Below are 23,081 nucleotides of genomic sequence, written 5' to 3'. Positions count from 1 at the left end.
ACAACCTATGGAAATGCTGCGAGCCAAACAGATTTAGCGAAATTAGGTAAATGTTTAAAATCTTTAAGAATTGCTAGGGATACAATAGATGAGGCGCGTAGTGAATTATCCACTTACGAATAATTATCATAAAAACCAATTAGTATTACATAACATCCTCAGAAGTATATATGAAGTTTAGCGTTTTCTTTGTAGTTAAGGAAACAGTAATCTCAAAGATTTCAATTCTAATGTTTGGTACATGCAAGAGGATAGCAAGGAATGAAAGGTAGGAAAGATCAACGCTGTTGAGTACATGGACAAGGCGGGCATGAAGAAAGCGACATTTTACAAGAGAATGAGGGAATACGAGGAAATAAAATTATTAAAACGATATAAATAGATGTTATACTTTTAGTGTTTGACATTGCAACCACAGTCATTAGATAGGATATAGTTGTCTGTGTAGCAACGGAACCAAAACTTACATTAAGTATTAGCGAATATTCATTTCGTATATTAGTGGATATAAAAGACCGATTTTGAGTGTTATGATGTCCGCTAATGATACTTATAGGACATTCTGAAATCAAAAAACGAGAAACGTGCGGTCAAAAATCATTTGTGTACCCAAAAATCTATATAATTTTAGTCATTTTCGCCGTTTTTAATGTCCGCTAATGCGTATAGCGTGATTTGGTTCCATGTGTTACACAAAGGCTTAATTGTAGTATTGCATGCAGTTGATACCGGAAAAACATCATTTAATCCGCTTGTTCATATGTGAGTAGTAACTAAAAATAAAAGGATGGTATTAACATGAAGTCAACAGGTGTTACAAGAAGAATAGATGAATTAGGGCGGATTGTTCTTCCGAAAGAGTTAAGAACAACGTTAGGAATCTATGCGCTTTATTTTCTTTTTGCACCAGAACCGTCTTTATAAGTTCTATGTCACTATAAAATGATGCATGCAACAAAACTATTTTCTTTATTAATAATAATGGTAATTTTCACACTAGAACTCTTGGTATTACGTATTAAAGTTCCTCTATTAATATATTTAAAGCTTTTGACTTAATTCTTTCATATTCCATAGCCCCAGCAAGTTCATCAGCAAGTAAAGGCGACTTTCTAACATATCTTTCGCGAATTACATCATACAATTCGTATGGAAATAACATATCAATAAACATAATTTTCTTCTGCTCAGCTGTTAAAGGAGAAACTGACTCATATGCGTTAATCATAATTTTAAATTGGTTTTCATTCCAAACACCAGTTGTATCTAATAGAGGAATAATCATTTTACGCAAGTCTCGAATAGGTAAATCGTAAGAAACCGTATCTAAATCAATTACCCAAATTTGATTACTTGGGTCTAATAAGGAATTTCCTGTTCCATAATCTTGATGACATAAATTGGGGGATGTTTGTAATTCATCAGTCCATTTAGTATATTCAGATTCCAATAGTCTTTGGTGCGTTTGTTTTGCTTCTAAAATAAACGCATCAATTTCGGCCAAATATAGCTGTGAAAATGGATCATCTGGCATAGTTGCGGATAAAGTTTTCCAAATCTCCATCTGTTGAAATCTTTTAATGTAATGATTGGGCCAACGTCCTAGTTTGGTAAATATAGGTATGCCTGGTGGGGGCTTATAGCCAATAGAGGCTACATGGAAATCTGCTAATCCTTTCATAATCATTTCAAGATCTTCTTGCATTGTAAGCTCAAATGGTCTTCCCTCAATCCAATCATAAACAACAAATAAAAATGGACCGTGCTTTGTATACAACTGATTCAATTTGCTTGGGATTATGCTCGGAACACGCATGCCTTTGTTGGCTAGATAATCTTGAGCGTGAATGGAAAATAGAGCTTTTTTTTCGGGGCGATGAATTCTCTTTAAGCAAAATGGTCCATCTGCAGTTTGAATTTTCCATACTAAGGCCAGTTGTCCACCTTGTATTAATTCGATTGTAGTTGCTTGAATATCCCAATGTTGAATCATTGTCGCTGCCAATTCTACTAGTTTTTGTTCCTCTTCGGGCGATAATGTATACACCGCTTCTTCGTTGTTATTCTCCACATATATCACCATCCTTTTATACTCTCTTATTACTGTATGGTACATGACCATTTTTGTTCTAGCCATTTGCCTTTAAGAAGAAAAAGTACTATTGACTAATTTTCATAATAAAGGATGAAAAAATGGTCGATAAATCACAAACACAAAGTTTTTTTCGTAACATATGAAGAAGGTTGTATTTTTATGAAACAGGGAGGCGTTTTAATGAAAATAGCCATAATTTCGACTGAAAAGCTACCTGTACCAGCTGTACGAGGTGGAGCTATTCAAATTTATATAGATTCTGTTGCTTCCATTATTGCTTCAAATGGAAAAAATGTGACAGTTATTTCTATAACAGACCCAAATTTGAAACCAGAAGAAAAAAACAAAGGCGTAAGGTATATACGGTTTCCAGAAGAGGAATATCTCCCTTATGTTATTAAACATTTGAAACAGGAAAAATATGATGTAGTTCATTTATGCAATCGTCCAAATTGGATTGCAATTTTAAGTGAGGCAGCACCACAGACGAAATTCGTGTTAAGTGTGCATAATGAAATGTTTGCATATGAAAAGATAAGTGATGAAGAGGGAGAAGCATGTATTGCAGCTGTTTCAAAAATTGTAACAGTTAGTGATTATATAGGAAGAACAATTACCTCGCGCTTTCAAGCTGCAAAAGCAAAGACGAGAACAGTATATTCTGGTGTAGATGTAAATGAGTATTATCCTTCGTGGACTGTGAATGGAACAAAAGTTAAAAGTCATGTGCAAAAACAGTTGGATTTACAAAATAAAAAAATAGTTTTATTTGTTGGACGCTTGAGTAAAGTAAAAGGTCCTCATATTTTGCTACAAGCTCTTCCTAAAATAATTGAGGAAAATCCAGACATTGTAATGGTTTTTATTGGTTCAAAATGGTTTGGAGATAACAATGTAAATAATTATGTAAAACACTTATATACCTTAGGCGCTATGTTCCCAGAACATGTAGTCTTTATTAAATTTGTTAAGCCAAAGGATATTTCAACACTTTATGCTATGTCAGATATTTTTGTTTGCTCTTCACAGTGGCAAGAGCCCCTTGCTAGGGTGCATTACGAAGCAATGGCAGCAGGTTTACCAATAATTACGAGTAACCGAGGTGGTAATCCTGAAGTAATTGAAGAAGGAAAAAATGGATATATTGTCAATGACTTTGAAAACCCTGATGCATATGCAGAAAAGATAATTAATCTTTTAAATAACGAAAATAAAAGAAAACAGTTAGGGAAATATGGACGTAGTAAGGTTGAAAAAGAATTTAATTGGAACCGAGTTGCTATGGATTTAATGAAAGTGTATAGGGAAACCTTATAAATTTTAAGAAGGGGATGATCAAAGGTGGAAGAAACAACTGGATTAGAGAGTGAACATTTAAAAAAGGTCCTTAGCTTTTATCCATTTGAAATAAGTAATATTTCTTTACAATCAAGCAGAAGTGGGAGAACAATGTGGGAAGTTGAAACAGAAGAAGGATTAAAAATATTAAAACAAGCACAAATGCACCCCAAAAGGATGCTATTTATTGGTGGAGCACATTTACATCTCCTTCAAAATGGATTGCCAATTACAAAAATTCATAAAACAAAAAGAGGGGGCTTTTGTATTGGATCTAATGAGTATGCATATGTACTATATGATAAGCATCAAGGAAAAGAAGTCATTTATTATAATAAAGAACAATTAGAGAAGGTACTAATATATGCAGGTAAATTCCATCAAGCATCGGAAGGATATATTCCGATGAAAGAAAGTAAAATTCGGAGTCGATTAGGAAAATGGCATAAATTATACAGATGGAAATTACAAGAGTTAGAAGGAAACAAAAGAATTGCACTTTCCTTTCCAGATGATGTATTTTCAACTATGTTCTTAGAATATGTTGATAAGATGTTAGCACGTGGAAAGAAAGCATTACAAGAACTAAATGATCCATATTATGATCAATGGACAAAAGAAGTTATAGCATCTAATAGTTTTTGTCAGCAAGATTTTACCTTAGCGAGGTTTACAGAAATAGATGATACTATGTTTATGAAAGAGCTACATTCTATTACAAGTGATTTACCAGTGAGGGACCTACGTATTATTTTAAATAAAGTAATGAAAAAAATGTCAGTTTGGGATACTAATTTAGCTATTCATATGTTAAGTGCATATAATTCGGAAAATTCCTTTTCAGAAAAACAATTTCGTGTTCTTTGGACTGATTTATCGTTTCCTCACTTATTCTGTTCAATTGCACATAAATACTATTTAGGACAAAAGCGTTCGTGGTCTGATGAAAAGTATATTTGGGCATTGCAAAATATTATTGCACTTGAAGATTCTAAGGAAGAATTTTTACGTAATTTTTCTGATATTTATCATGAAATCAAGAGCAATAGTGGGGGGAAATAAAATGGGTTCAGAACAAGAAGAGATAGTAATCCCTATTTTAGATTTAGAGAAATTTGTATTTTCTCCACCTGGGCCAATGGGATGGGAATTGTCAGAGTATGAGCAGCAAAAAAATATTGTACTAAATGAATCTTCGGTGCTAGAGAATTTAGCGATTATTAAGGAAGTGGAATTAGAGGAGTTACCGAAAATCGGATTGCTAGATTTAGAAGAGAAGTTACCACCAAAAACTAAAATGATTGATGAAGTACAAGATAAAGAGATTCAAGATGTAATAGAGCTGGAAGAACAAATTGAGGAATTAAATGAAATCGTTTTAACGCAAATAGAAAAGCCAAAAATAAAAGTCACTATTATTACTCCGGATCATCCATTAAAAGGTCCATGGGTATCAAAATTGGTAAATAACGCTAAGTAGAACGATTAATGAAACTTCCGCAAATATATTAATCTTTTTATACTCTTTCAACATAGTATATATAAATCTATATGAAAGGAGTTAGGTAAATGGCTGATGTGAAAAGAGCAAAAATAAAACTAGATGTTGAGAATGGCTTTAGTGTTAATCCTAGTGATGATTTACAAGAAGTTCTAAAATCTCTAGCTGAAGTAATACAATCAGGCACGCATAATGGTGTAGAGGTTGAAATTCAATATGTTGATGAAACAGAAATTACTTTTACAGACGAAGAAGAGGACGAAAAAGAAGACGAAGACGAAGAAAAAGAAAAAGAAGACGAAGAAGACGAAGAAGAAGAAGAAGACGAAGAAGAAGACGAAGAAGACGAAGAAGACGAAGAAGACGAAGAAGACGAAGAAGAAGAAGAAGAAGAAGAAGAAGAAGAAGAAGAAGAAGAAGAAGAATAAGAAGAAGAAGATGAAGAAGACGAAGAAGACGAAGAAGATGAAGAGGGGGAAGAAGAAGACGCATAAAAAAATTGATACTTAAAAACGCTTGGTTTCCCCAAGCGTTTTTTGCTCTCTACATATATATAATAGGTAAAAATGTGAACCTCTAAATATAGGAATAGGTTGACCTTAGGTAGGCATTAGCCTATATTTTTAATTTTATAGTACAGAAATTTCACAAGGAAAGGAGATGCAATCCATATTAATCGATAAGGTATACAAATTTGCATTTGGCCGAATCAAGGATAAAAAATCTTAATTGCGAGAACAATTATTTGTAGTCATTTTGTAATTAATTGTTTCCTTGCTAAATTAAATCATCTCGTTAAAGAAACGAGGAAAAGATTAACGCAGCATTCTTACTCCGTCGAGTTTATCCTATAAAAAATTTTGTACGGAAAGAAAATTGTATTTGTATCAAAAATATTTAATTCTATTTAGCTCTATGTTTAAATTTTTTGGACCTGCACAAAATGAATAATAATGGTGTTTTAAATGATTTGAATTTTGAGAGGGCGTAATAAGTTTTCAGAAGGTTGATTTGTAGATTCTGCGACTTGTTTATATACCTGATCAAGTTTTGTGGCTGTATGTTTAAATGTAAAGTTTTCTTTTACAACCTTTCTTCCGTTTTCGGCAATCCATTGTGCAAATTCTCGTTGGGATAGCAAAGCGTGGACAAGTCTGGCAAACTCCATTGGATTATTATACTGTTCTATTAGGCAGCCGTTATATTCATCTGTTATAACTTCAGCATTTCCCCCACGGTTTGTTGTAATAATTGGGATTCCAGCAGCCATTGCTTCATAATGAACACGTGCCAATGGTTCGTTCCATTGTGAGCTACATATAAATATATCCCCCATTAGAAAAATATTATGAATTTGATCTGCAGGAATAAATTTGGTGAAAATTACGTGTTCTTTAATGGGCCTAGCCATTTTATATAGCCTTTTAACATATTTATTTACTCGGTTATCACTAAACCATTTACCACCAACAATTACAAGTACCGTATCCTTATGTGTTTGAATAATTTTCTTCATAGCATGAATGAGTAAGTCAGGTCCTTTATTTTTGCATAATCGGCCAACAAATAGAATCACCTTTTTATCTTGGATACCGTATTTTGTACGATATGCATTTCTTATCTTTTGTCCTGTTGGTGTCCAGATGGAGGGGGATTGTTTTAAATTTACACCAGAGTAGACAATAGAAATCTTTTCTTCAGCTTGTGGAAATCTTTCAATCACAGTTTGTTTAATATAATTGCTAACGGTCACAATGGCGGTAACCATTTCAAGAATAAGATTGCCTTCATAAATGGATAATTTATGCTCAGCAAACATATCGTTATGAAGACCTAATACAAATTTACTGTGTGGGGAAGCTTGTTTATATAGAGGTATATTTTTAGGGCGATTAAAGACATGTATAATATCAAAGGTATTGTTTTGGAGTGTTCTTATAACATGCTGTTCATATTCTTTTTGAGGTAAATACACGTAATTGACATTATCTTGTGTTTTTTGATTTGGGAGACTTGGATCTGAAATAGAGAAAATAGTAAGTTCATAATCTTGACTTATATAGGGGGACACCCCATCAATCATCATTTGAATTGCTCCACCTTTAATTGCTGGAGATGGTAATTTTTCTGTACATATATATGCAATTTTCATAAACTAATCTCCTTTGTATAGTTGTTTTACATAATGAAATTCTGCTTCCAACCCATCGAATAGAGAAACTGTTGGAGAATATTGCAATAATGTATTGGCCTTAGATATATCTGCCCATGTTTGCTTCGGTTCCCCAGGAACTGATTTTAGAAATTTTTTGGTTGCTGATTTTCCTGATATTTTTTCTAAAATAGAAATGATGTCTAAAATGGAAGCTTGTTCTTTTCCACCGATATTGATAACTTCACCTATAATACTTTTTTTTGTCTCTAAAGCTGCCACTGTTCCTCGTATACAGTCATCAATATAGGTGAAATCGCGTGTTTGTGTTCCATCACCAAATATTGTGAGAGGTTTATCTTCTAACAGTTGTTTAATTAATCTATGAAATGCCATATCAGGACGTTGTCTTGGCCCATAAACTGTGAAATATCTTAAAATAACAATTGGTATATGAAAATTTTTGCGATAAACATGACATAAGTGTTCACCACTTAATTTGGTAACACCGTATGGAGATAGGGGGGTAGGTAATAAATCTTCAGAAACTGCGCCAGATTTTTCACCATAAACAGAAGATGTTGATATATGAATAAATTTATCTAATTTTATGTGTTTACAGGATTCTAGCAACTGCTGTGTAACTATTATATTATTTGAAACATAAGACTGAAAATCTTTTCCCCAACTTGTTCTCACACCAGGAATAGCAGCTAGATGATAAACAACATCTATATCTTGTAATAGTTTTGATAAATCTATATTTAAAATATCTTCTTGTATGAATTGGAAACGTGAATTCAATTCGAGAGATTGTATATTATCTGTCTTTAAAGTGGCTGGAGTAGGACCGATGAAATGATCAATTCCAACTACATGATATGCACTATTTTTAAGTAACGCTTGACACAAATGTGAGCCAATGAAACCAGCGGCTCCTGTTACAAGTATTTTCATGACCGACCCACTCCAATATATTGTAATCCGTATTTTTCTATTTCATCTTTTTCAATGCAATTGCGTCCATCTACGATTGTGCGTCCCTTCATAACTTGTTTGACTTGTTTCCAATTAAGTGTTTTAAATTCATCCCATTCCGTTGCGATAATAATGCAATCGGAATTTGTAATTGAAGATTCTAGGTTATCATGCTGCGTAACTTGTCTTTTTAAATGTGGAGGAAGAAGAGCTTTGGGGTCATAAGCATGTAGATCATAACCATGAGGAATTAATTTTTCAAGAAGTATTACGGCAAGGGAGCTACGAATATCATCCGTATTTGGCTTAAATGCAATTCCTAACACCGTTATTTTTTTTGAAAAGGGATTTTTTATAGATTTTTGAATCTTTTCAACATAGAGATCTATTTGTGTGGAGTTAATGGATTGTACAGCTTGTAAAATAGGAACCGCTACGTGCTTATCACTTGCTGTATAGATGAGTGAATGTAAATCTTTTGGGAAGCATGATCCTCCATATCCCATTCCCGCCTGAAGAAAATGAGGGTTAATTCGAAAGTCATGGCCAATTCCTTTTGCCACCTCAACAATGTCAATGTTATATGCATCACAAATCCGAGCGATTTCATTTATAAATGATATTTTTGTAGCTAAAAATGCATTGGATGTATATTTAATCATCTCTGCTTCATTTAGACCAGTATAAACGAAAGGAGCACTAATTCCTTTATATATATTCTGCATAATTTTTAACGACTTTTTGTCACCTTTTTGTGTTCCTATAATAGTTCTATCTGGGTTGAGCATATCACGAACAGCAGAACCTTCACGAAGAAATTCAGGATTAGAAACAATATTGAATAGGGATGATGAAACACCAGATTTAATAAGCTTTTCACATATTTGCTGATTTGTACCTGGTGGAACTGTACTTTTGGTAATAATAGTTTTATATGATGTTATAGCTGGAACTAGTAGATCGATAACAGAATAAATATATTTTAAATCCGTCTTTCCACTTGATGTAGAAGGAGTCCCTACAGCAATAAAAATAATGGGCGATTGTCGAATAGTACTATCAATATCACAACTAAATTGTAATCGTTTTCGATTTTTATGAATAAGTTCTTTTAAATCTGGTTCATAAATGGGGCATTCTCCCATTTGGAGAGAGTAAATTTTATCTTGATCTTTATCTACGCATATCACATCATGACCTAAGTCTGCTAATACTGCTGCTGATGTAATACCAACATAACCAGAGCCTATAATACATATCTTCATATGCTAATCACCTTTCTAAACTTAGTACTAGTTGTAACAGTATATTGATGGACAAGTTAAATTGGTGACAAGTAAAAGGGCCTATTCATATAAGCAATGAAAGTAGGCAGAAGGTAAAGGCCTCTTTTAATTTCATTATGCGCAGGTACAGAGGGTGCTGAATACATTGTTATAAACAATTGAAGGAGAGAAGATTAGTGATTAAAAAAGCAATTATTCCAGCAGCTGGTTACGGCACGAGGAGCCTTCCAATTACAAAGGTAATTCCAAAAGAAATGTTTCCTATAGGTAATAAACCGGCAATTCATTATATTGTGGAAGAGGCTGTGAAGTCGGGTGTTGAGCAAATATTAATTGTACTTTCTAGCAGAAAGGATTTAATAGTTGATTACTTTGATCAATCATTAGAATTGGAGGCTTTTTTGGAAAAAGAGAAAAAATCGCATCTGTTAAAAGAGCTTACTGTCCCTAAGATTCAAATTCATTATATAAGACAGCCATATGCGAAAGGGCTTGGTGAAGCGATAAAATTAGGTGAAACATTTATTGGTAATGAACCTTTTGCTGTACTCTTACCAGATGATATTGTAGTTTCTGATAAAGAAACCGCTTTAAGCCAGTTAATTAAAATTTATAAAGAGAAGAAAAATAGTGTAATAGGCATTCATAGGGTACCAAATGAATGTGTAGAAAAGTATGGTATTATTGCAGGGAATATTGTAAAAGGAGATTGTATAGATGTTACAAATATTGTTGAAAAACCAAAAGTAAATCCTCCATCTAATCTTGCAGTAATAGGTAGATATGTTTTCACACCGGATATCTTTCCATTATTAAAAAATCTTCAACCTGGTGTTGGGGGAGAATATCAATTAACAGATGCGATACATTCTTTAATTATGACTAAAAAAGTATATGGAAAAATGATTAAAGGGAAACGATTTGATATTGGACAAGAAGATGAATATATGCAACTCCTTAACCTGTTATATGCAAAAAATAAAGTAAGTAAATATTGATATAAACTTGTGTTCTTTTATAAAGTTTTTTTACTTACTTCTGCATAAAGAAAAGATAATATACATTGCTTTTTTATATTGATATAACTCTAAAGAAAATGATTAAAGGTTGCATTTGTATTTGTAAATTTTAATTATAAAATATAAAGTGTTCATTTTAACAAAGTAGTTATTTAGTAAGCATAAAAATAGGAGTGCCTGAAGAGCACTCCATGACGCCAATAACAACACTATAAAAGTATATGAGTGGTTTAACTAAATATGTTTTTATTTTTATACTTTAAACAAAATCCTTTTAAAAATGAAAGAGCGCCCTGGAGGGTGTTCTTTCATCTAAACATGCATTGAAAAAGAATACACGACATTGTATGTGTATTTCTTTCAATTTTGTGTAGCTTTTAAATAAAACAAGTGTTTTTCAAAGTAGTCTATGATCAAGATTTATATAGAAAAAAGGTGCACAAGATATTGTATATATGTTTTTAATGGTGGTGCAATTTTGAAACAAAATCATTATCATAAATTGAAGCAACTCCAATGTACGCTCCAAGGTGTTAAAAAGCGAGAAGTATTACTATGTTAGAAGTAAAGTTATTGCAATTGTCGATTCCATAATAATAACTTTTAGGAACTTTAATAGTACAACTAAAATTATTATTAGTATATATAAAATTTAAGTAATTCAACAAAACCGTCACTTTGTACGTCAAGGTGGTCAGTACAATTAACTAATGGTTTGATGAAAACAGAGCCTTGAATGAAATGTTACAGTGCTTTACTGGGAGGGGAGTTATGTCGTACTCAAAAGGGATTTTAACATGGATTTAGGGGTAAATAAATTGGGGAATGTGTCCAATTGTGCTGTAGCCATTATTTTAAACAAAACACTATTTGGTAAGTAATTATAAGAGCACTTAGAAAAGTGCCCTTTTGTAACGACTATACAATCTAAAAAGAGAGGATACAATATATCATATGTAGTTATGCTTGTTTAATTGTGTGTCCTTTATATAAAAAATTTATCAGAGGAAAAAAAGTGAAATTGAGCTGATAACTATGGATTTGGGTATAACATGAACTTATTTTTAAAGTAACAGAAATGGAATTCTAGCCTTTTGTAGTGTTGATATAGATAGGTTCAAATGAAGTTTTTCTGCTTTACATGTTATATTGTTTCACTGACCTATTTTTTTTATAGGCCTAATTTTAATTCTATTAAAATTAGTAACAGATTGTCCAAACTTTACTAATCTATCTTACATAGCATGTAGTAATAAATTAAAAGGAGGAATTTAGTATGTCTTATTACTACTGTAATCATTGTAAGGATTACAAAAAGAAATATCACGATTGTCATAGAAGCAGTAACGGTTATGAAAAATGTGATAAAAAGCATGAGGAAAAACCTTGGGTTAATGTAAAAGTAAATTGTTGTTCTGATGATAACCAATATAATCTTGTAAGAGCATCTGCTTTTAGAGCTGTGAGCACAGTTAATCAAAATTTACCAGCAAATACATTTGTTAAGGTCTTATTCCAAAATGAACAATTTGATTTAGCGAATGAATATAATCCAGCTACATCAATTTTTATTCCAAAGACAAGAGGTGTTTATTCTGTTATTGGGACTATTGCGTTCATTCCCAATAATCTAAACACAAATTATAGAGCGCGGGTAGAAATTCGAGTTAATGGAAATCCGGCAATTGCAATAGATAATGATTTTTTTGGTCCAATAAACTTTGCTAATGTTGTTGCTGTTTCATCAATCATTCAGTTAAATGCAGGGGATATAGTTGAGATTTTTGCGCAAAGTAGTGTAGCTGGAGTTATTTCTAATGTAGAAAATAGTACGCATTTTGAAGCTGCAAGATTTCCATCACCAGACGCATAATTGATATGAAATTCTTTCAGTGATTTTATATAAAGAAAGTCCATAATTTATATTTGACTTGCATTTATGCAGGTCTTTTTTTGATAGAAAATGTTTATCGTGATACAAGTTGGTTACATTATTTTGGGAATCTAAGTTATTTATATAAATTTTGCATGATGTGTACATAGAAACAATATGTCTATAAATGAAGGGGGATCATCCAATATATGTTTTGGTTGATAATTTTTTTATTTTGAGATTTCTTATGTGGAACATAAATAAGTTAAGCAAAAAAACTAGGTCTTTTGTTTAAAAAAATACTATTTTCATCTTAATATATCTTTAACATCACTCTATCTTATACAACTTTTTATAAAAAGTTCCAAAGTAAACTAATAAATGTTAGTTTATTGCTTCAACAAATACGTCAAAATTGTTTAGAGATTCATGTCTTGGTATATCTCTAGACTAAAATCTCATGAACAATCTTTGATAAATAGCCATTATTATAAATTTTGTAGGTACTTTCATGTCTCAATAATGTGACATGAAAGTCTAAACTTTTTGAACTTGGGGCAAGAAACTTTAAACTACTTAGCTTATAATAAAATATCCATGAAATTATTTTAAATAAATAGATTTATAGGGGATAAAATGTTCCATTTTAATAATTATAAATCCCATTCACTTATAAAAAACAAGAAGCCTCTTAATTGTAAGAAATTTCTTGTTTTTAGCTTTAGACAAAGTAAATTTATATCAATTTTAAATAACTAACACAATCATAGATATTAGAGAAATAGCATCTATATACTTATTATTATGGGCATTTTCCCATTGGAAACCTAATATTAATTTTGCCAACTTTTCAACGATTGGAGCTTTAGCAGATAATTCATCATTTGATGGATTTCTCATAAAATCTGCCCCATAAATAGTAATGGTATCTCCAATATTTATATTTTGTAAGATTTCAGGAGAAACCATAGCACTAACAGTCGAATTTTCACTAGAAATTTCAATAGCATCATTTGATTTATTGATTACATATCCAGTGTGCATTTTATATTGTTTCTTTAGCACGTTTTCTTCATTTTCTTTTTGAACAATTGCATATTTAGCAGTATCTGGATGATCTGGAATTGCTCCTATGAAAATAGGAGCATAAATGGTAACGGTATCCCCAATCTGAATATCTCTAAGGATCTCAGGGCAAGAAACCATAGCGTATACACTTGAGTTTTCATCAGAAACCACTAAACCTTCTTCTGTTTTCTCAAATACTTTACCTGAACGCTTTTGATGCTGATTTAGAAGAGGATTAGTATTTGTATAGTCTTTTTCTTTTAAGTCACTATTCATCTCTCTATATATCATATCAGTTTTAGCAGTAAGTTGAGCGGCCTCGGCGCGTGTTATGGATCTATTTGGTTGCCAGCCGTTATCAGTACCATTAGAAATTTTTAATTCAATCAAAATATTTGCATATTTTTCTCCCCAATGCCCTTTTAAATCTTCAAATTTACTTTGGCCATTATCATTTGTTGTACTCTGTAGTTTATAAGCATTTACTAGCATAGTAGCAATGACAGCACGAGCAACTTTTCCGGATGGATTGAAGATTCCATTACCTTCTCCTTTAATAATGCCCGTTTTTTTCAGCAGCAATATACGGAGTAGACCAGTGGCCTTGGGTATCTGTAAAAGAAGGTTTGGCTTTTGTATCAATTTTTATCCCTAAAGCTTTTGTTATAATTGTTGCGGCGGAAGCTCGATCTAACGTAGCGTTTGATCCAAAGGTACCATCTGGTAAACCTGATATAGCTTGTTTTTCCAATAAATAATTAACAGATTGCTCTGCCCACTTTGGAACATCAGGAAACTTTTGAGTATCCGCAAAAATACTAGAAGAATAGGATAATATAGTCCCTGCGAGGAGACCAGTTGTAATTAATTTGCGCTTCATAAAAATATACACCTCTACCAATCTATTGTATTACCAAATTGAGATTTTTTATTTTTATATTTATATGTTTGTGATGATGCTGAATTTTAATAGACATCTATTCAATTCGGTGTAACGATTGTAGTTACTTATATGTATAAGTATCAATGGATATCATTCCAAAAAAAATTCATAAAATTTACATATATAATAAGTATAAATAATTTTTATTAAATCAAACTTAACATCATGTTGGCGTATTAATATATGCTTAATTATAATAAATTTAAGTTAATTTTTAAGTGTGTACCAGTGCAAAAAGAATATAAGAATTAAATTGAATTTAATAACAAAAAGTCTCAATGTGTGATACTAATTATGATGACCTGATTATATGAGGGAATTGCAGTATAAGGTTCTGGAATTGATAATAATATAATAGTGGATGGACTTGTTAATTTTTTTGTTCTAAATATTAATGGGTATAGAAAAGAATTCTACAAACATTAAATATGATTGACAACATAAGATTACAAGTGTAATATTCAGTTACGGATTACACCTGTAATCCAAGGGAGGTGTAATTTAAAACAATGAAAGAATTACTTAAGATTTCAGAAGCTGAGTTAGAAGTAATGAAAGTACTGTGGTCAAAATCTCCACAAACGGCAAATGAAGTAATTGAAGAGTTGGAGAAGAAAATGGATTGGAAACCCAAAACGATTCGAACACTAATTAATCGATTAGTTCACAAAGAAGCAGTTGCTTACCATCAAGATAAAGGGCGAATGTACGCTTATTATCCTTTGGTTTCGCAAGATAGTTATTTACAAGTAGAAACAAAATCTTTCCTTAAACGTTTCTATGGTGCAGCATTTAAACCTTTACTGGTAAATTTCTTGAAAGAAGAAAAGCTGTCTTCAGAAGACATTAACGAGCTTAAAAGTATCCTGGATGAGAAAACTGAGGAAAATCAGAGGAAGGATAGATCATAATGATAGAAATGTTTATAAATGTCTACCTACCTCATTTTTTCGATTGGTTGATAGAGACCTCTGCCATGGCTAGTATATTAGTGGTCCTAATCTTATGTATCAAGGTCTTGTTTAGAAATAAATTAACTCCACGTTGGCAATACATGCTATGGATGATATTAATTATAAGGCTTGTTTTACCTTGGTCGCCAGATAGTTCCTATAGTATTTATTCTGTTCTTACTTACAAGAATGATGATGCATTCATTTCTAGCCGAAACCCTGTAACAAGTATTCTTATAAAAGGGCGTATGCAGGAATTCGAATATACAGAAGGTGCAAAATCGAACACTAAAGAAGATATAGATACCCCTAGTTCAGAACTAGATGCTGAGGGAAACAAGGTGCAGACATACAATTATGAAAAGCAGGATGACAAGAAGGTTTCATTTTATACAATCATTATCTACATTTGGCTTATTGGCGTTATCCTTCTAAGCGTTGCTACTATTATAATGAACAGGCGTTTATTACTTTACATAAAAAAACAACCTGTTATTACAGATGAGAAGATTGTCAAAATTTTTGAAGAGTGTAGGAAATCTATGTCTGTACAACGGGATGTTCCTCTACTAGTATCTGGAAAGGTTCCCAGTCCAACAGTGTTCGGATTTATTCGGCCTAAGTTACTGTTATCAAGTGTACATATGAACATATTAGATGAACAACAGCTACGCTATATTTTCCATCATGAATTAGCTCACATTAAGCGAAGAGATGTTGGTATAAATTGGCTTATGCATGGCCTACTCATTTTAAATTGGTTTAACCCTATTCTCTGGTATGCCTACTCATGTATGCGAGAAGATCAAGAACTTGCATGTGATGCACTAGCTCTTACATGTATAGATGCAGAGGAACAAATTGCGTATGGACATACGATTATTAGTCTTTTGGAGCATTACTCAGGTTATTATCATGTACCAAGTATAGCGAATTTTAGTAAAAATAAAAGAGCATTAAAAAGGAGAATTCTAATGATTAAAAAATTCCAAAAAAATTCATATCGTTGGTCTGCGCTAGGGGTTGTCGCAGTTATTGCTGTATCATCTGTATCCTTACTAAATGCCCGTGCGGATATACCAACTAATCCTGAGAAACAACAAATAGAAGTGAAAAATAATATGAAAGAATTAAAAACACAACCTGATATTTCTATACAGCAAATTGTAGAAAAAATGATTGGTACAAAAGAACAGGCAGAAGCAGAATTTTTTGTTTCCGAAGGAGAATATAATACTTTACTTACAGAGCTTGGAGTGGCGAGGAATCTGTTTACCAAAGAAGAATTTGATCGATTCATTACTTTGGAAACAGAAGCACATGTTTTGGGTAAAAAAATAAAGTTAGTAGGAAGTCCTGAAAAATTAGACTCAGAAGAGCAGAAAAAATATGAGGAAAACAGTGAAGAAAAAGGAACATTTAGACAGAAAATATATTCGCATTTTCATTTGACTAAAAAGGAAGCACAGGAATATCTTGATTTTCCAATTAAGACACCAACTTATGTAGCAAAAGGATATCAACTCTTTGGGGAAGATGTTCAAACACCGATGACTACTGGAAAGATGAATCCCCGTATTGTTTCTGGATATAAAAATGAAGATTCTAGTTATCATGTGAATCAATCAGCCGTTGATGATCAGGCAGAAAACAAGGACATTGAGAATAATGAAAAGATAACACATTATGAATTAGAGGGTACAAAAATAAATTTAATTGAAAGTCTCAATACAGAGTCAAACTATAAAGTAATGAAAATGATTGTTCCTGCAAAAGGAAAGAATAGCGCTTATCAAGTCATAATTCTTGCAGATAATTTAAGTAAAGAAGAGTTAGAGAAAATTATGCTGTCCTTTTTAAATTAAAAATAGAGCCTCAGGATCTCGCTCCTGAGGCTCTATTTTTATTTCAGTTTAAACGAAAATCCATGAACAATTGTTGAGTGTTACGCTATTCTAGATTCCATACATAATCACCGGTCAAAGTAATGTGTTGCCAATCTAACGGTAAAAAATGATAATTGACATTTTAAAATGTATTGTTTAAAATTAAATTGTGCACAATTTAATTTTGGAAAACTAAAAAAGAAACGAGGAATATAAAATGACAGCTTTATATACAGCAAGAGCAACAGCGGTAGGCGGCAGACATGGACGAGTGGTTTCTTCTGACAACGTATTAGATTTAGATCTTAAAACACCGAAAGAACTTGGAGGTTCAGGCGGATATGGGACAAATCCAGAACAATTATTCGCAGCTGGTTACTCTGCTTGCTTTGACTCGGCATTAAACCTTGTGATTCGTACAAATCGGGTAAAAGGTGTAACGGCAACAGCAGTATCTGCAAATGTTTCCATTTTAAAAAATGATGTAGGCAACGGATTTAAACTTGCAGTTGAACTTGAAGTTGAACTTGAAGGTGTAGATAAAGAAACAGGAAAGGAACTTGTAGAAGCAGCCCATCAAGTATGTCCATATTCTAATGCGACAAGAGGAAACATTGAGGTAACTTTAAAGATTGTATAAGAGGGACCGCCAGCAAAACGTAGATTTACAACGTTAAGGGATTTGGATATAAAAAATAGCCGGTTTTCATCACGTTAAGGGTGAAAACCGGTTTGTTCATTTTAACCCCGAGTAACAGCATATTTTGGGATTTCTTATGTAGAACATAAATGAGTTAAACAAAAAACCTAGTAAAAACTAGGTTTTTTGTTTGAAAAAATACCATTTTCATCTTAATATATCTCTAATTTCACTCTATTTTATACAAATTTTTATAAAAAGTTCCAAAGTAAACTAATAAATATTAGTTTATAGTTTCTTGCTTCAACAAATACGTCAAAGTGAAAGTTTAGACTTTCTTATCTAAATAGTTTAGAGATTCTTGTCCCTGTACAACAAGATAAAAGGGGGAGGTTAACCTACACCTCTCAAGTGTTCGTTAAATTCTGATTTAAAGAACACTTGAGAATGAATTACGTAAGAAGGTATATAATTAGTATACTTTCTCACGTAATGAATCTATATCAAACCCAAAAATTTATGAAATAATAAAGAGAGTGTAATTTTAAATAATATAATAATGCTAGTCACATTTCTATCGAATTTATTGCAGCACTTTATATGGAATTATTATGTATTCTATCAGGGATTTATATTTTTCCCTATAAGAACTGGAGTAATATTAGAAGCAAATAGCTCTATGATACTATATAGTAGGTTGAGTTACCATAAATTAAAAGCTCTATTCTATTAGAGTTGATGATATGTTTTTATTTACAATATTATATAACTCTTATTTGTCTGGAAAATTGATTTTTTCTGTGGATACTATAATATTTTAGCTTAATAGCGATGCGGCTCTACCTCGTTCTACACAATACAAGTATTTCTTGCACAAGAATCTAAGACACTAAAACAAAAGTTTTTTCATTTATTTACAAAAAATTCAGTTAATGGTTTTTTATTCCTGTAAATGTATATATATTTTGGATTTTATCCCTTATATGCATTTACAATGGTTTTGTTTGCATATTTATTAACTTTTTGACTATTAAAACTTTAAAAACTTTTCGATAAAATCGTTTGCCTCTTCTGTATAAGAAATATATACTTTGAGGTGTAAGGGTGAATACCTTATAAAAATTTAAAGGAGGTTTTTTTATGAAAAAAATGAAAAAGTTAGTGAACCTTGCTTTAGCTGGAACTATTGGTTTAGGAGGATTGGGAGCTTTCGCACCAACAGATGCAAGTGCAGCTGAGGTCTCTCCTGCTAAAACTAATATTCCTACTAACTTATCTACTGAATTACCTACTAATTTTGTAGAGTCTAAGTTACCAAATGCAGCGAAAGCTAGTGCGAATTTAGATGTAAGCATAGATGTATTAGGTATCGCTAATTTGATTAGGAATGCTATTAATAGTCAAACTAATCGTTCAGGATTTGTAAAAGGCGTAATGGAATCAACATTTTATTCTGCAGGTCAACGTTATAATGTTATGGTTTTTAACTTAAACCAAAACTATGAGGATCGTTTTAACGGTGTTAAATTCTTTGGAACAACAGTATATGATGGAATCACTTTTGGAATTTGGGTATTTGAGGATGGGGAATTCACGAATAAAGGTGATGGTGGATGGATTAACTGGGCATTTAGAGGTTGGTTCGATCGTGATGGTGGACATGTTAAATTTTATCGCCCATAAAAATAAACCACAAAATCAGCCAATTTTGCGGTTTATTAAATAAAAAGTATTATCTAAGCCTAGGAGATCATATTCTAAAATCAACTCCTAGTAAAAATAGTATAGATGATATTTATTAAAAAGAAAAGCACTCTCGGGAGTGTTTTTCTTTTTTTATTTAAAAATTAGGATTTTTAGGAATGGAAACAACAAACCCTTTACCTTCTTTGTTAACATAATATTTCGGAAATAAATAATAAGATTGTTAGTGTTTTTTATCATTTTAGCTAAGAAGACTTCTTTCTCAAGGAGTGTGAAGGGGCACAGTCCAGTGAGTAGGTGGGAGGCTTTCAATTAATATTAGAACATATAAAAAGACACTATAGTATGCATAGTGTCTTTTTATATGTTGACTTATTCTGAAAGAAAGTGTAGTGATTAATCATAATTTGTTGGATACTTCTTGGTTAATTCTATTATAACATTATCATGGAAGAATTTAAATGCATTTATGCATATATATAATTTTATTATATTTTAGACACGTCTGAATTTCTTTCGATTTCCAAAAGTTCCAGTTTCTTTATTTTTATATCTATACTATAATTTAACTGCTAAATCGTAAAAAAGGAGTTCTAATAGATATGGAGATGAGAAACTTACAAAAACTAATTGAAGACAAGAAAGTAGAATTAATTAAACTTGTAGATAAATATGGATTTAGACATTAGACATCAGCAGGTGCTAGATTTAAGTCAAGATATAGATGTGTTAATAAATCAGATTATTTATATAAAACATAAAAATAAGTAGAACTCTGCATTTTAATGAGGATTACTTTGGGATATTTTAAATTGCTTAAAAGTAGTACAAATGCTGAATAGAAATTTTTGCAGCTTTTTAGATAAAGGGAGGTTTTATAAATAAATAGACAGTCGTTATTTGATAAATAAAGAAGTTTGTTGAAATGAATGGCTTATATGAAAATATTTTTACGTGATTACATATAAAAGAGCAGCTAGCAAAAACTAACTACTCAATACAAGGAGATACAGAGAAAAACACATTTAAATAAGTTTCGATATATAGCCTACATACAGTGTTAACGTAATATTTATTTTAAATTCAATTTATTTAGAGTAAACATACCAATAGATAAAATGGTTGCGCCTACTGCAGAACCTAACCAGTCTCTCCAGCTTAATGTACTTAAAGGTGTATCTTTTAAATCCATAATTAAGAAGATAACAAACATTAGTACACCGAATGCTAAGCATCCCCAAAAAGTTTCTAGAGATTTAATATTCCTCTTTCGAAATCTGCTCATCTAAATCACCTCTATTAATCCTTAATAATTTTATAAATAAATTATCGAATGTATAAAAATTGAAGTTATAAAATATGCAGTACATCATATTAAAACACATTGAACTACCCCCACTTTCACTTCGTTTAGAAGTCAAAGTGGGGGTAGTTCAATGTGAATTCTCGGTTAATTTTTCTCTCTCAAAAGTAAATAAAAGGATAGAATATACAGTAGAGGACGTTCAAAGTTATTAGAGAAGCTATTTACATAATCAATATGATGATGAACTAGCATACAAAAAATATATAAATAACTAAATTGTCATTCGAAAAAACTGTGCATAAAAACTTGCATTATAACAAGTTTTTAGCACAGTTTTTTTATTTTATGCCTTTCATTAAAACTTGAATCTTTGGGGCCATAAAATATAAAATTACACTTAAAATGATTGAAAGGCCCCCAATTACACCGAAATAAATAATTTCTGTTTCAGGAGTATATAATCGAACTATTTGAGCATTTATAGCTTGTGCAGCTGCACTAGTTAAGAACCACAGGCTCATTGTTTGAGCTGAGAAGGCAGCAGGTGCTAATTTGGTTGTAATTGATAAACCTACAGGCGATAAACAAAGTTCCCCGATTACTACTAACAGGAAGCTAATCGCTAACCACATAGGGCTTACAAGGGATTCTGTACCATGTATGTATGCAGGGATAATCATAACTAAGAAGGATAAACCAGCAAATAATAAACCAATAGCAAATTTATTAGCCGTACTTGGTTGACGTGAATTGAGCTTTACCCATAACCAAGCAAATACTGGTGCTAACAAAACAATATAAATAGGGTTTAATGATTGAAACCATGAAGATTGAAGTTCAAAACCGGCCAACTTTAATTGAGTACGCTGATCAGCATATGAAGCTAAAATGATAGCTCCTTGTTCTTGAATGGCCCAAAACATTGTAGCAGCGATAAATAATGGTATGTAAGCAATTAAACGAGACTTTTCAATTTTTGTAGTTTTCGGACTACGATACATAAAAATAAAGTAACCAGTTGGAATGAGAATACCTAAGATACTTACTAATAAAGTGAATCGATTAATAGTTAAAATACCTGTTGGTATCGTTAAAATACAAAATAGTACTATAGCTATTGTACCAATACTAAACTGTATAATAACTTTTTTTCTTTCGATGTCTGTTAAAGGATTTGGTACACGTGTTCCTGCTAAACCAAGATTTTTCTTTTTTGTAAGAACGAAAATAATTAAGCCTAATAGCATACCAATTGCAGCGACACCAAAACCTAGGTGGAAGTTATACTTTTGACCAAGTGTTCCTATAACAAAAGGAGATAAAAGCGCACCTAAATTAATACCCATATAGAAAATACTGAAACCTGAGTCACGTCGAGTATCTTTTTCACTATATAAATCACCAACAATGCTAGATACATTAGGTTTTAATAAACCTGTACCAAGTACTAAAAACACCATAGATATGAATAAAGTACTTATAGTTCCTGGTAGAGCTAAAATCAGGTGACCTATCATGATTAAAACTCCACCCCAAAAAATTGTTCTACTTGAACCTAGTAGACGATCTGCAATCCAGCCACCAATAATGCCAGACATGTAAACGAGAGATCCATAGATGGCCATAATTGACGCTGCGGTCGCATGATCCATCCCTAAACCACCTTGTGAGATTGAATAATACATATAGTAAAGTAATATTGCTCTCATCCCATAGTAAGAGAATCGCTCCCAAAACTCTGTAAAGAATAGGGTAAACAGCCCCTTAGGGTGTCCGAAAAAACCGCTTTGCGGAACAGTACGAATAATATCGCTTTTACTAATCTTCTCCATACGAATGCACTCCTTATATATAAATATAATAATACTAACTTAGTATAAACCAATAATTAGAAAATTAAAATAAATATTTACTTGGTTAATTATTAGAAATTTTTCAAAAAATAATTTTATTATTGATTTTAATGGGTATTTTAATTATATTTTTTAATATAGATATATTGATTGAAGATGATGATGATAGTGTATAAATATTAATACAAACTGTAGGAGGATTTATATATTGTTAAAAAAAGAAATTTCTATAGAAGATATTTATCAGGAAATATTAGATGGAAAAAGAATTAGATTTCCTCCAAATACATGGAAAGAAGATATAGATAATAAAATGGCGCGGAGGGTATTAACATATTTGCTTAACAGTATTTTAAAATGGAATAAGGAAGACATAAGAAAAAAGTGGAACACAAAATTACTTGTAAAGTATAGGCTACGAGGATTACTCAAACATAGGTATGAAAATAGCCCTTTTAAAGCGATTAATGATTTGTATCCAAATCA

Annotated in this window: 17 protein-coding genes and 4 pseudogenes; 14 read left to right on the top strand and 7 right to left on the bottom strand. The window is 31.7% G+C overall.

Going from position 1 to position 23,081, the window contains the following annotated elements:
• Positions 1 to 798 precede the first annotated feature (798 nt).
• Positions 799 to 882: pseudogene (locus tag MR170_RS21050) on the top strand (sporulation protein); the annotation flags it as partial.
• A gap of 136 nt (positions 883 to 1,018) precedes the next feature.
• Here the strand turns inward: MR170_RS21050 and MR170_RS21045 are convergent.
• On the bottom strand, positions 1,019 to 2,122 hold the full coding sequence (locus tag MR170_RS21045; protein ID WP_024927939.1) for a CotS family spore coat protein: 1,104 nt from the start codon (positions 2,120 to 2,122) through the stop codon (positions 1,019 to 1,021).
• Positions 2,123 to 2,275: 153 nt separating this feature from the next.
• Here MR170_RS21045 and MR170_RS21040 point away from each other — a divergent pair, with 153 nt between their 5' ends.
• The 4 genes from MR170_RS21040 to MR170_RS21025 all read left to right on the top strand — a co-directional run bounded on the left by MR170_RS21040 (position 2,276) and on the right by MR170_RS21025 (position 5,362).
• Positions 2,276 to 3,412 carry a glycosyltransferase family 4 protein gene (locus tag MR170_RS21040; RefSeq protein ID WP_064532209.1) on the top strand — a complete coding sequence of 379 codons (1,137 nt, stop codon included), beginning with the start codon at positions 2,276 to 2,278 and terminating at the stop codon, positions 3,410 to 3,412.
• A gap of 24 nt (positions 3,413 to 3,436) precedes the next feature.
• Entirely contained in the window at positions 3,437 to 4,495 is a 1,059-nt protein-coding gene (gene cotS, locus MR170_RS21035) for a spore coat putative kinase CotS (RefSeq protein WP_242309129.1), read from the top strand.
• A gap of 1 nt (position 4,496) precedes the next feature.
• Positions 4,497 to 4,913, top strand: coding sequence for a hypothetical protein (locus MR170_RS21030; protein ID WP_098641058.1), 417 nt, complete (start codon positions 4,497 to 4,499; stop codon positions 4,911 to 4,913).
• 89 nt (positions 4,914 to 5,002) lie between these two features.
• Positions 5,003 to 5,362 carry a hypothetical protein gene (locus MR170_RS21025; RefSeq protein ID WP_242309127.1) on the top strand — a complete coding sequence of 120 codons (360 nt, stop codon included), beginning with the start codon at positions 5,003 to 5,005 and terminating at the stop codon, positions 5,360 to 5,362.
• A gap of 533 nt (positions 5,363 to 5,895) precedes the next feature.
• On the opposite strand, the gene MR170_RS21020 is transcribed toward MR170_RS21025, so the two are convergent.
• Genes MR170_RS21020 through MR170_RS21010 form a run of 3 tightly spaced genes read right to left on the bottom strand, consistent with a single transcriptional unit; the run spans position 5,896 to position 9,329 of the window.
• Positions 5,896 to 7,086 carry a glycosyltransferase family 4 protein gene (locus MR170_RS21020; protein WP_242309125.1) on the bottom strand — a complete coding sequence of 397 codons (1,191 nt, stop codon included), beginning with the start codon at positions 7,084 to 7,086 and terminating at the stop codon, positions 5,896 to 5,898.
• Positions 7,087 to 7,089: 3 nt separating this feature from the next.
• Positions 7,090 to 8,043, bottom strand: a complete 954-nt coding sequence (locus tag MR170_RS21015; protein ID WP_064532217.1) for an NAD-dependent epimerase/dehydratase family protein — start codon at positions 8,041 to 8,043, stop codon at positions 7,090 to 7,092.
• Positions 8,040 to 9,329 carry a UDP-glucose dehydrogenase family protein gene (locus tag MR170_RS21010; protein ID WP_098641059.1) on the bottom strand — a complete coding sequence of 430 codons (1,290 nt, stop codon included), beginning with the start codon at positions 9,327 to 9,329 and terminating at the stop codon, positions 8,040 to 8,042. Before MR170_RS21010 ends, MR170_RS21015 begins: the two co-directional genes overlap by 4 nt.
• Before the next feature lie 197 nt (positions 9,330 to 9,526).
• On the opposite strand from MR170_RS21010, the gene MR170_RS21005 reads away from it, so the two are divergent.
• Together MR170_RS21005 and MR170_RS21000 are read left to right on the top strand one after the other, a co-directional pair.
• Positions 9,527 to 10,348, top strand: coding sequence for a UTP--glucose-1-phosphate uridylyltransferase (locus MR170_RS21005; RefSeq protein WP_000591180.1), 822 nt, complete (start codon positions 9,527 to 9,529; stop codon positions 10,346 to 10,348).
• A 1,297-nt stretch (positions 10,349 to 11,645) separates the two neighbouring features.
• Positions 11,646 to 12,242, top strand: coding sequence for an ABC transporter permease (locus tag MR170_RS21000; RefSeq protein ID WP_105433611.1), 597 nt, complete (start codon positions 11,646 to 11,648; stop codon positions 12,240 to 12,242).
• A gap of 840 nt (positions 12,243 to 13,082) precedes the next feature.
• Here MR170_RS21000 and MR170_RS20995 read toward each other — a convergent pair.
• Positions 13,083 to 14,190: pseudogene (locus MR170_RS20995) on the bottom strand (S-layer homology domain-containing protein); the annotation flags it as partial.
• Positions 14,191 to 14,762: 572 nt separating this feature from the next.
• Between MR170_RS20995 and MR170_RS20990 the strand changes: the two are divergent.
• From MR170_RS20990 to MR170_RS20970, 5 genes and pseudogenes are all read left to right on the top strand, one after another.
• On the top strand, positions 14,763 to 15,164 hold the full coding sequence (locus MR170_RS20990) for a BlaI/MecI/CopY family transcriptional regulator (RefSeq protein ID WP_064531838.1): 402 nt from the start codon (positions 14,763 to 14,765) through the stop codon (positions 15,162 to 15,164).
• On the top strand, positions 15,164 to 17,071 hold the full coding sequence (locus tag MR170_RS20985) for a M56 family metallopeptidase (RefSeq protein WP_242309123.1): 1,908 nt from the start codon (positions 15,164 to 15,166) through the stop codon (positions 17,069 to 17,071). The genes MR170_RS20990 and MR170_RS20985 overlap by 1 nt, the downstream gene beginning before the upstream one ends.
• Before the next feature lie 238 nt (positions 17,072 to 17,309).
• Positions 17,310 to 17,732 carry an organic hydroperoxide resistance protein gene (locus tag MR170_RS20980; RefSeq protein ID WP_105433609.1) on the top strand — a complete coding sequence of 141 codons (423 nt, stop codon included), beginning with the start codon at positions 17,310 to 17,312 and terminating at the stop codon, positions 17,730 to 17,732.
• Between the two features lie 1,185 nt (positions 17,733 to 18,917).
• Positions 18,918 to 19,415, top strand: a complete 498-nt coding sequence (locus MR170_RS20975) for a stress protein (RefSeq protein ID WP_372584636.1) — start codon at positions 18,918 to 18,920, stop codon at positions 19,413 to 19,415.
• Between the two features lie 623 nt (positions 19,416 to 20,038).
• Positions 20,039 to 20,207, top strand: a pseudogene (locus MR170_RS20970) (Spo0E family sporulation regulatory protein-aspartic acid phosphatase).
• Positions 20,208 to 20,508: 301 nt separating this feature from the next.
• On the opposite strand, the gene MR170_RS20965 reads toward MR170_RS20970, so the two are convergent.
• Positions 20,509 to 20,721: a hypothetical protein gene (locus MR170_RS20965; protein WP_098641021.1), complete on the bottom strand. Its 213-nt coding sequence runs from the start codon at positions 20,719 to 20,721 to the stop codon at positions 20,509 to 20,511.
• 147 nt (positions 20,722 to 20,868) lie between these two features.
• On the opposite strand from MR170_RS20965, the pseudogene MR170_RS32740 reads away from it, so the two are divergent.
• A pseudogene (locus tag MR170_RS32740) lies at positions 20,869 to 20,951 on the top strand (GNAT family N-acetyltransferase); the annotation flags it as partial.
• Positions 20,952 to 21,080: 129 nt separating this feature from the next.
• Here MR170_RS32740 and MR170_RS20955 read toward each other — a convergent pair.
• Entirely contained in the window at positions 21,081 to 22,574 is a 1,494-nt protein-coding gene (locus MR170_RS20955) for a peptide MFS transporter (protein ID WP_105433608.1), read from the bottom strand.
• A gap of 229 nt (positions 22,575 to 22,803) precedes the next feature.
• Between MR170_RS20955 and MR170_RS20950 the strand changes: the two genes are divergently transcribed.
• Positions 22,804 to 23,081, top strand: a 278-nt coding sequence (locus MR170_RS20950) for a DUF4046 domain-containing protein (RefSeq protein ID WP_242309121.1), incomplete at its 3' end; no start/stop codon positions are given.

Source organism: Bacillus cereus group sp. BfR-BA-01524, assembly GCF_022662595.1.
GTDB lineage: Bacteria > Bacillota > Bacilli > Bacillales > Bacillaceae_G > Bacillus_A > Bacillus_A thuringiensis_S.
The sequence above is the reverse complement of the archived record's forward strand: the minus strand, read 5'-3'. Positions and strand labels throughout refer to the sequence as shown.

Bases quoted from the DNA above. Each gene is read 5' to 3' on its own strand.
- MR170_RS21045 (WP_024927939.1), bottom strand. From the start codon at position 2,122: ATGGTCATGTACCATACAGTAATAAGAGAGTATAAAAGGATGGTGATA.
- MR170_RS21040 (WP_064532209.1), top strand. From the start codon at position 2,276: ATGAAAATAGCCATAATTTCGACTGAAAAGCTACCTGTACCAGCTGTA.
- MR170_RS21030 (WP_098641058.1), top strand. From the start codon at position 4,497: ATGGGTTCAGAACAAGAAGAGATAGTAATCCCTATTTTAGATTTAGAG.
- MR170_RS21025 (WP_242309127.1), top strand. From the start codon at position 5,003: ATGGCTGATGTGAAAAGAGCAAAAATAAAACTAGATGTTGAGAATGGC.
- MR170_RS21020 (WP_242309125.1), bottom strand. From the start codon at position 7,086: ATGAAAATTGCATATATATGTACAGAAAAATTACCATCTCCAGCAATT.
- MR170_RS21015 (WP_064532217.1), bottom strand. From the start codon at position 8,043: ATGAAAATACTTGTAACAGGAGCCGCTGGTTTCATTGGCTCACATTTG.
- MR170_RS21010 (WP_098641059.1), bottom strand. From the start codon at position 9,329: ATGAAGATATGTATTATAGGCTCTGGTTATGTTGGTATTACATCAGCA.
- MR170_RS21000 (WP_105433611.1), top strand. From the start codon at position 11,646: ATGTCTTATTACTACTGTAATCATTGTAAGGATTACAAAAAGAAATAT.
- MR170_RS20990 (WP_064531838.1), top strand. From the start codon at position 14,763: ATGAAAGAATTACTTAAGATTTCAGAAGCTGAGTTAGAAGTAATGAAA.
- MR170_RS20985 (WP_242309123.1), top strand. From the start codon at position 15,164: ATGATAGAAATGTTTATAAATGTCTACCTACCTCATTTTTTCGATTGG.
- MR170_RS20980 (WP_105433609.1), top strand. From the start codon at position 17,310: ATGACAGCTTTATATACAGCAAGAGCAACAGCGGTAGGCGGCAGACAT.
- MR170_RS20965 (WP_098641021.1), bottom strand. From the start codon at position 20,721: ATGAGCAGATTTCGAAAGAGGAATATTAAATCTCTAGAAACTTTTTGG.
- MR170_RS20955 (WP_105433608.1), bottom strand. From the start codon at position 22,574: ATGGAGAAGATTAGTAAAAGCGATATTATTCGTACTGTTCCGCAAAGC.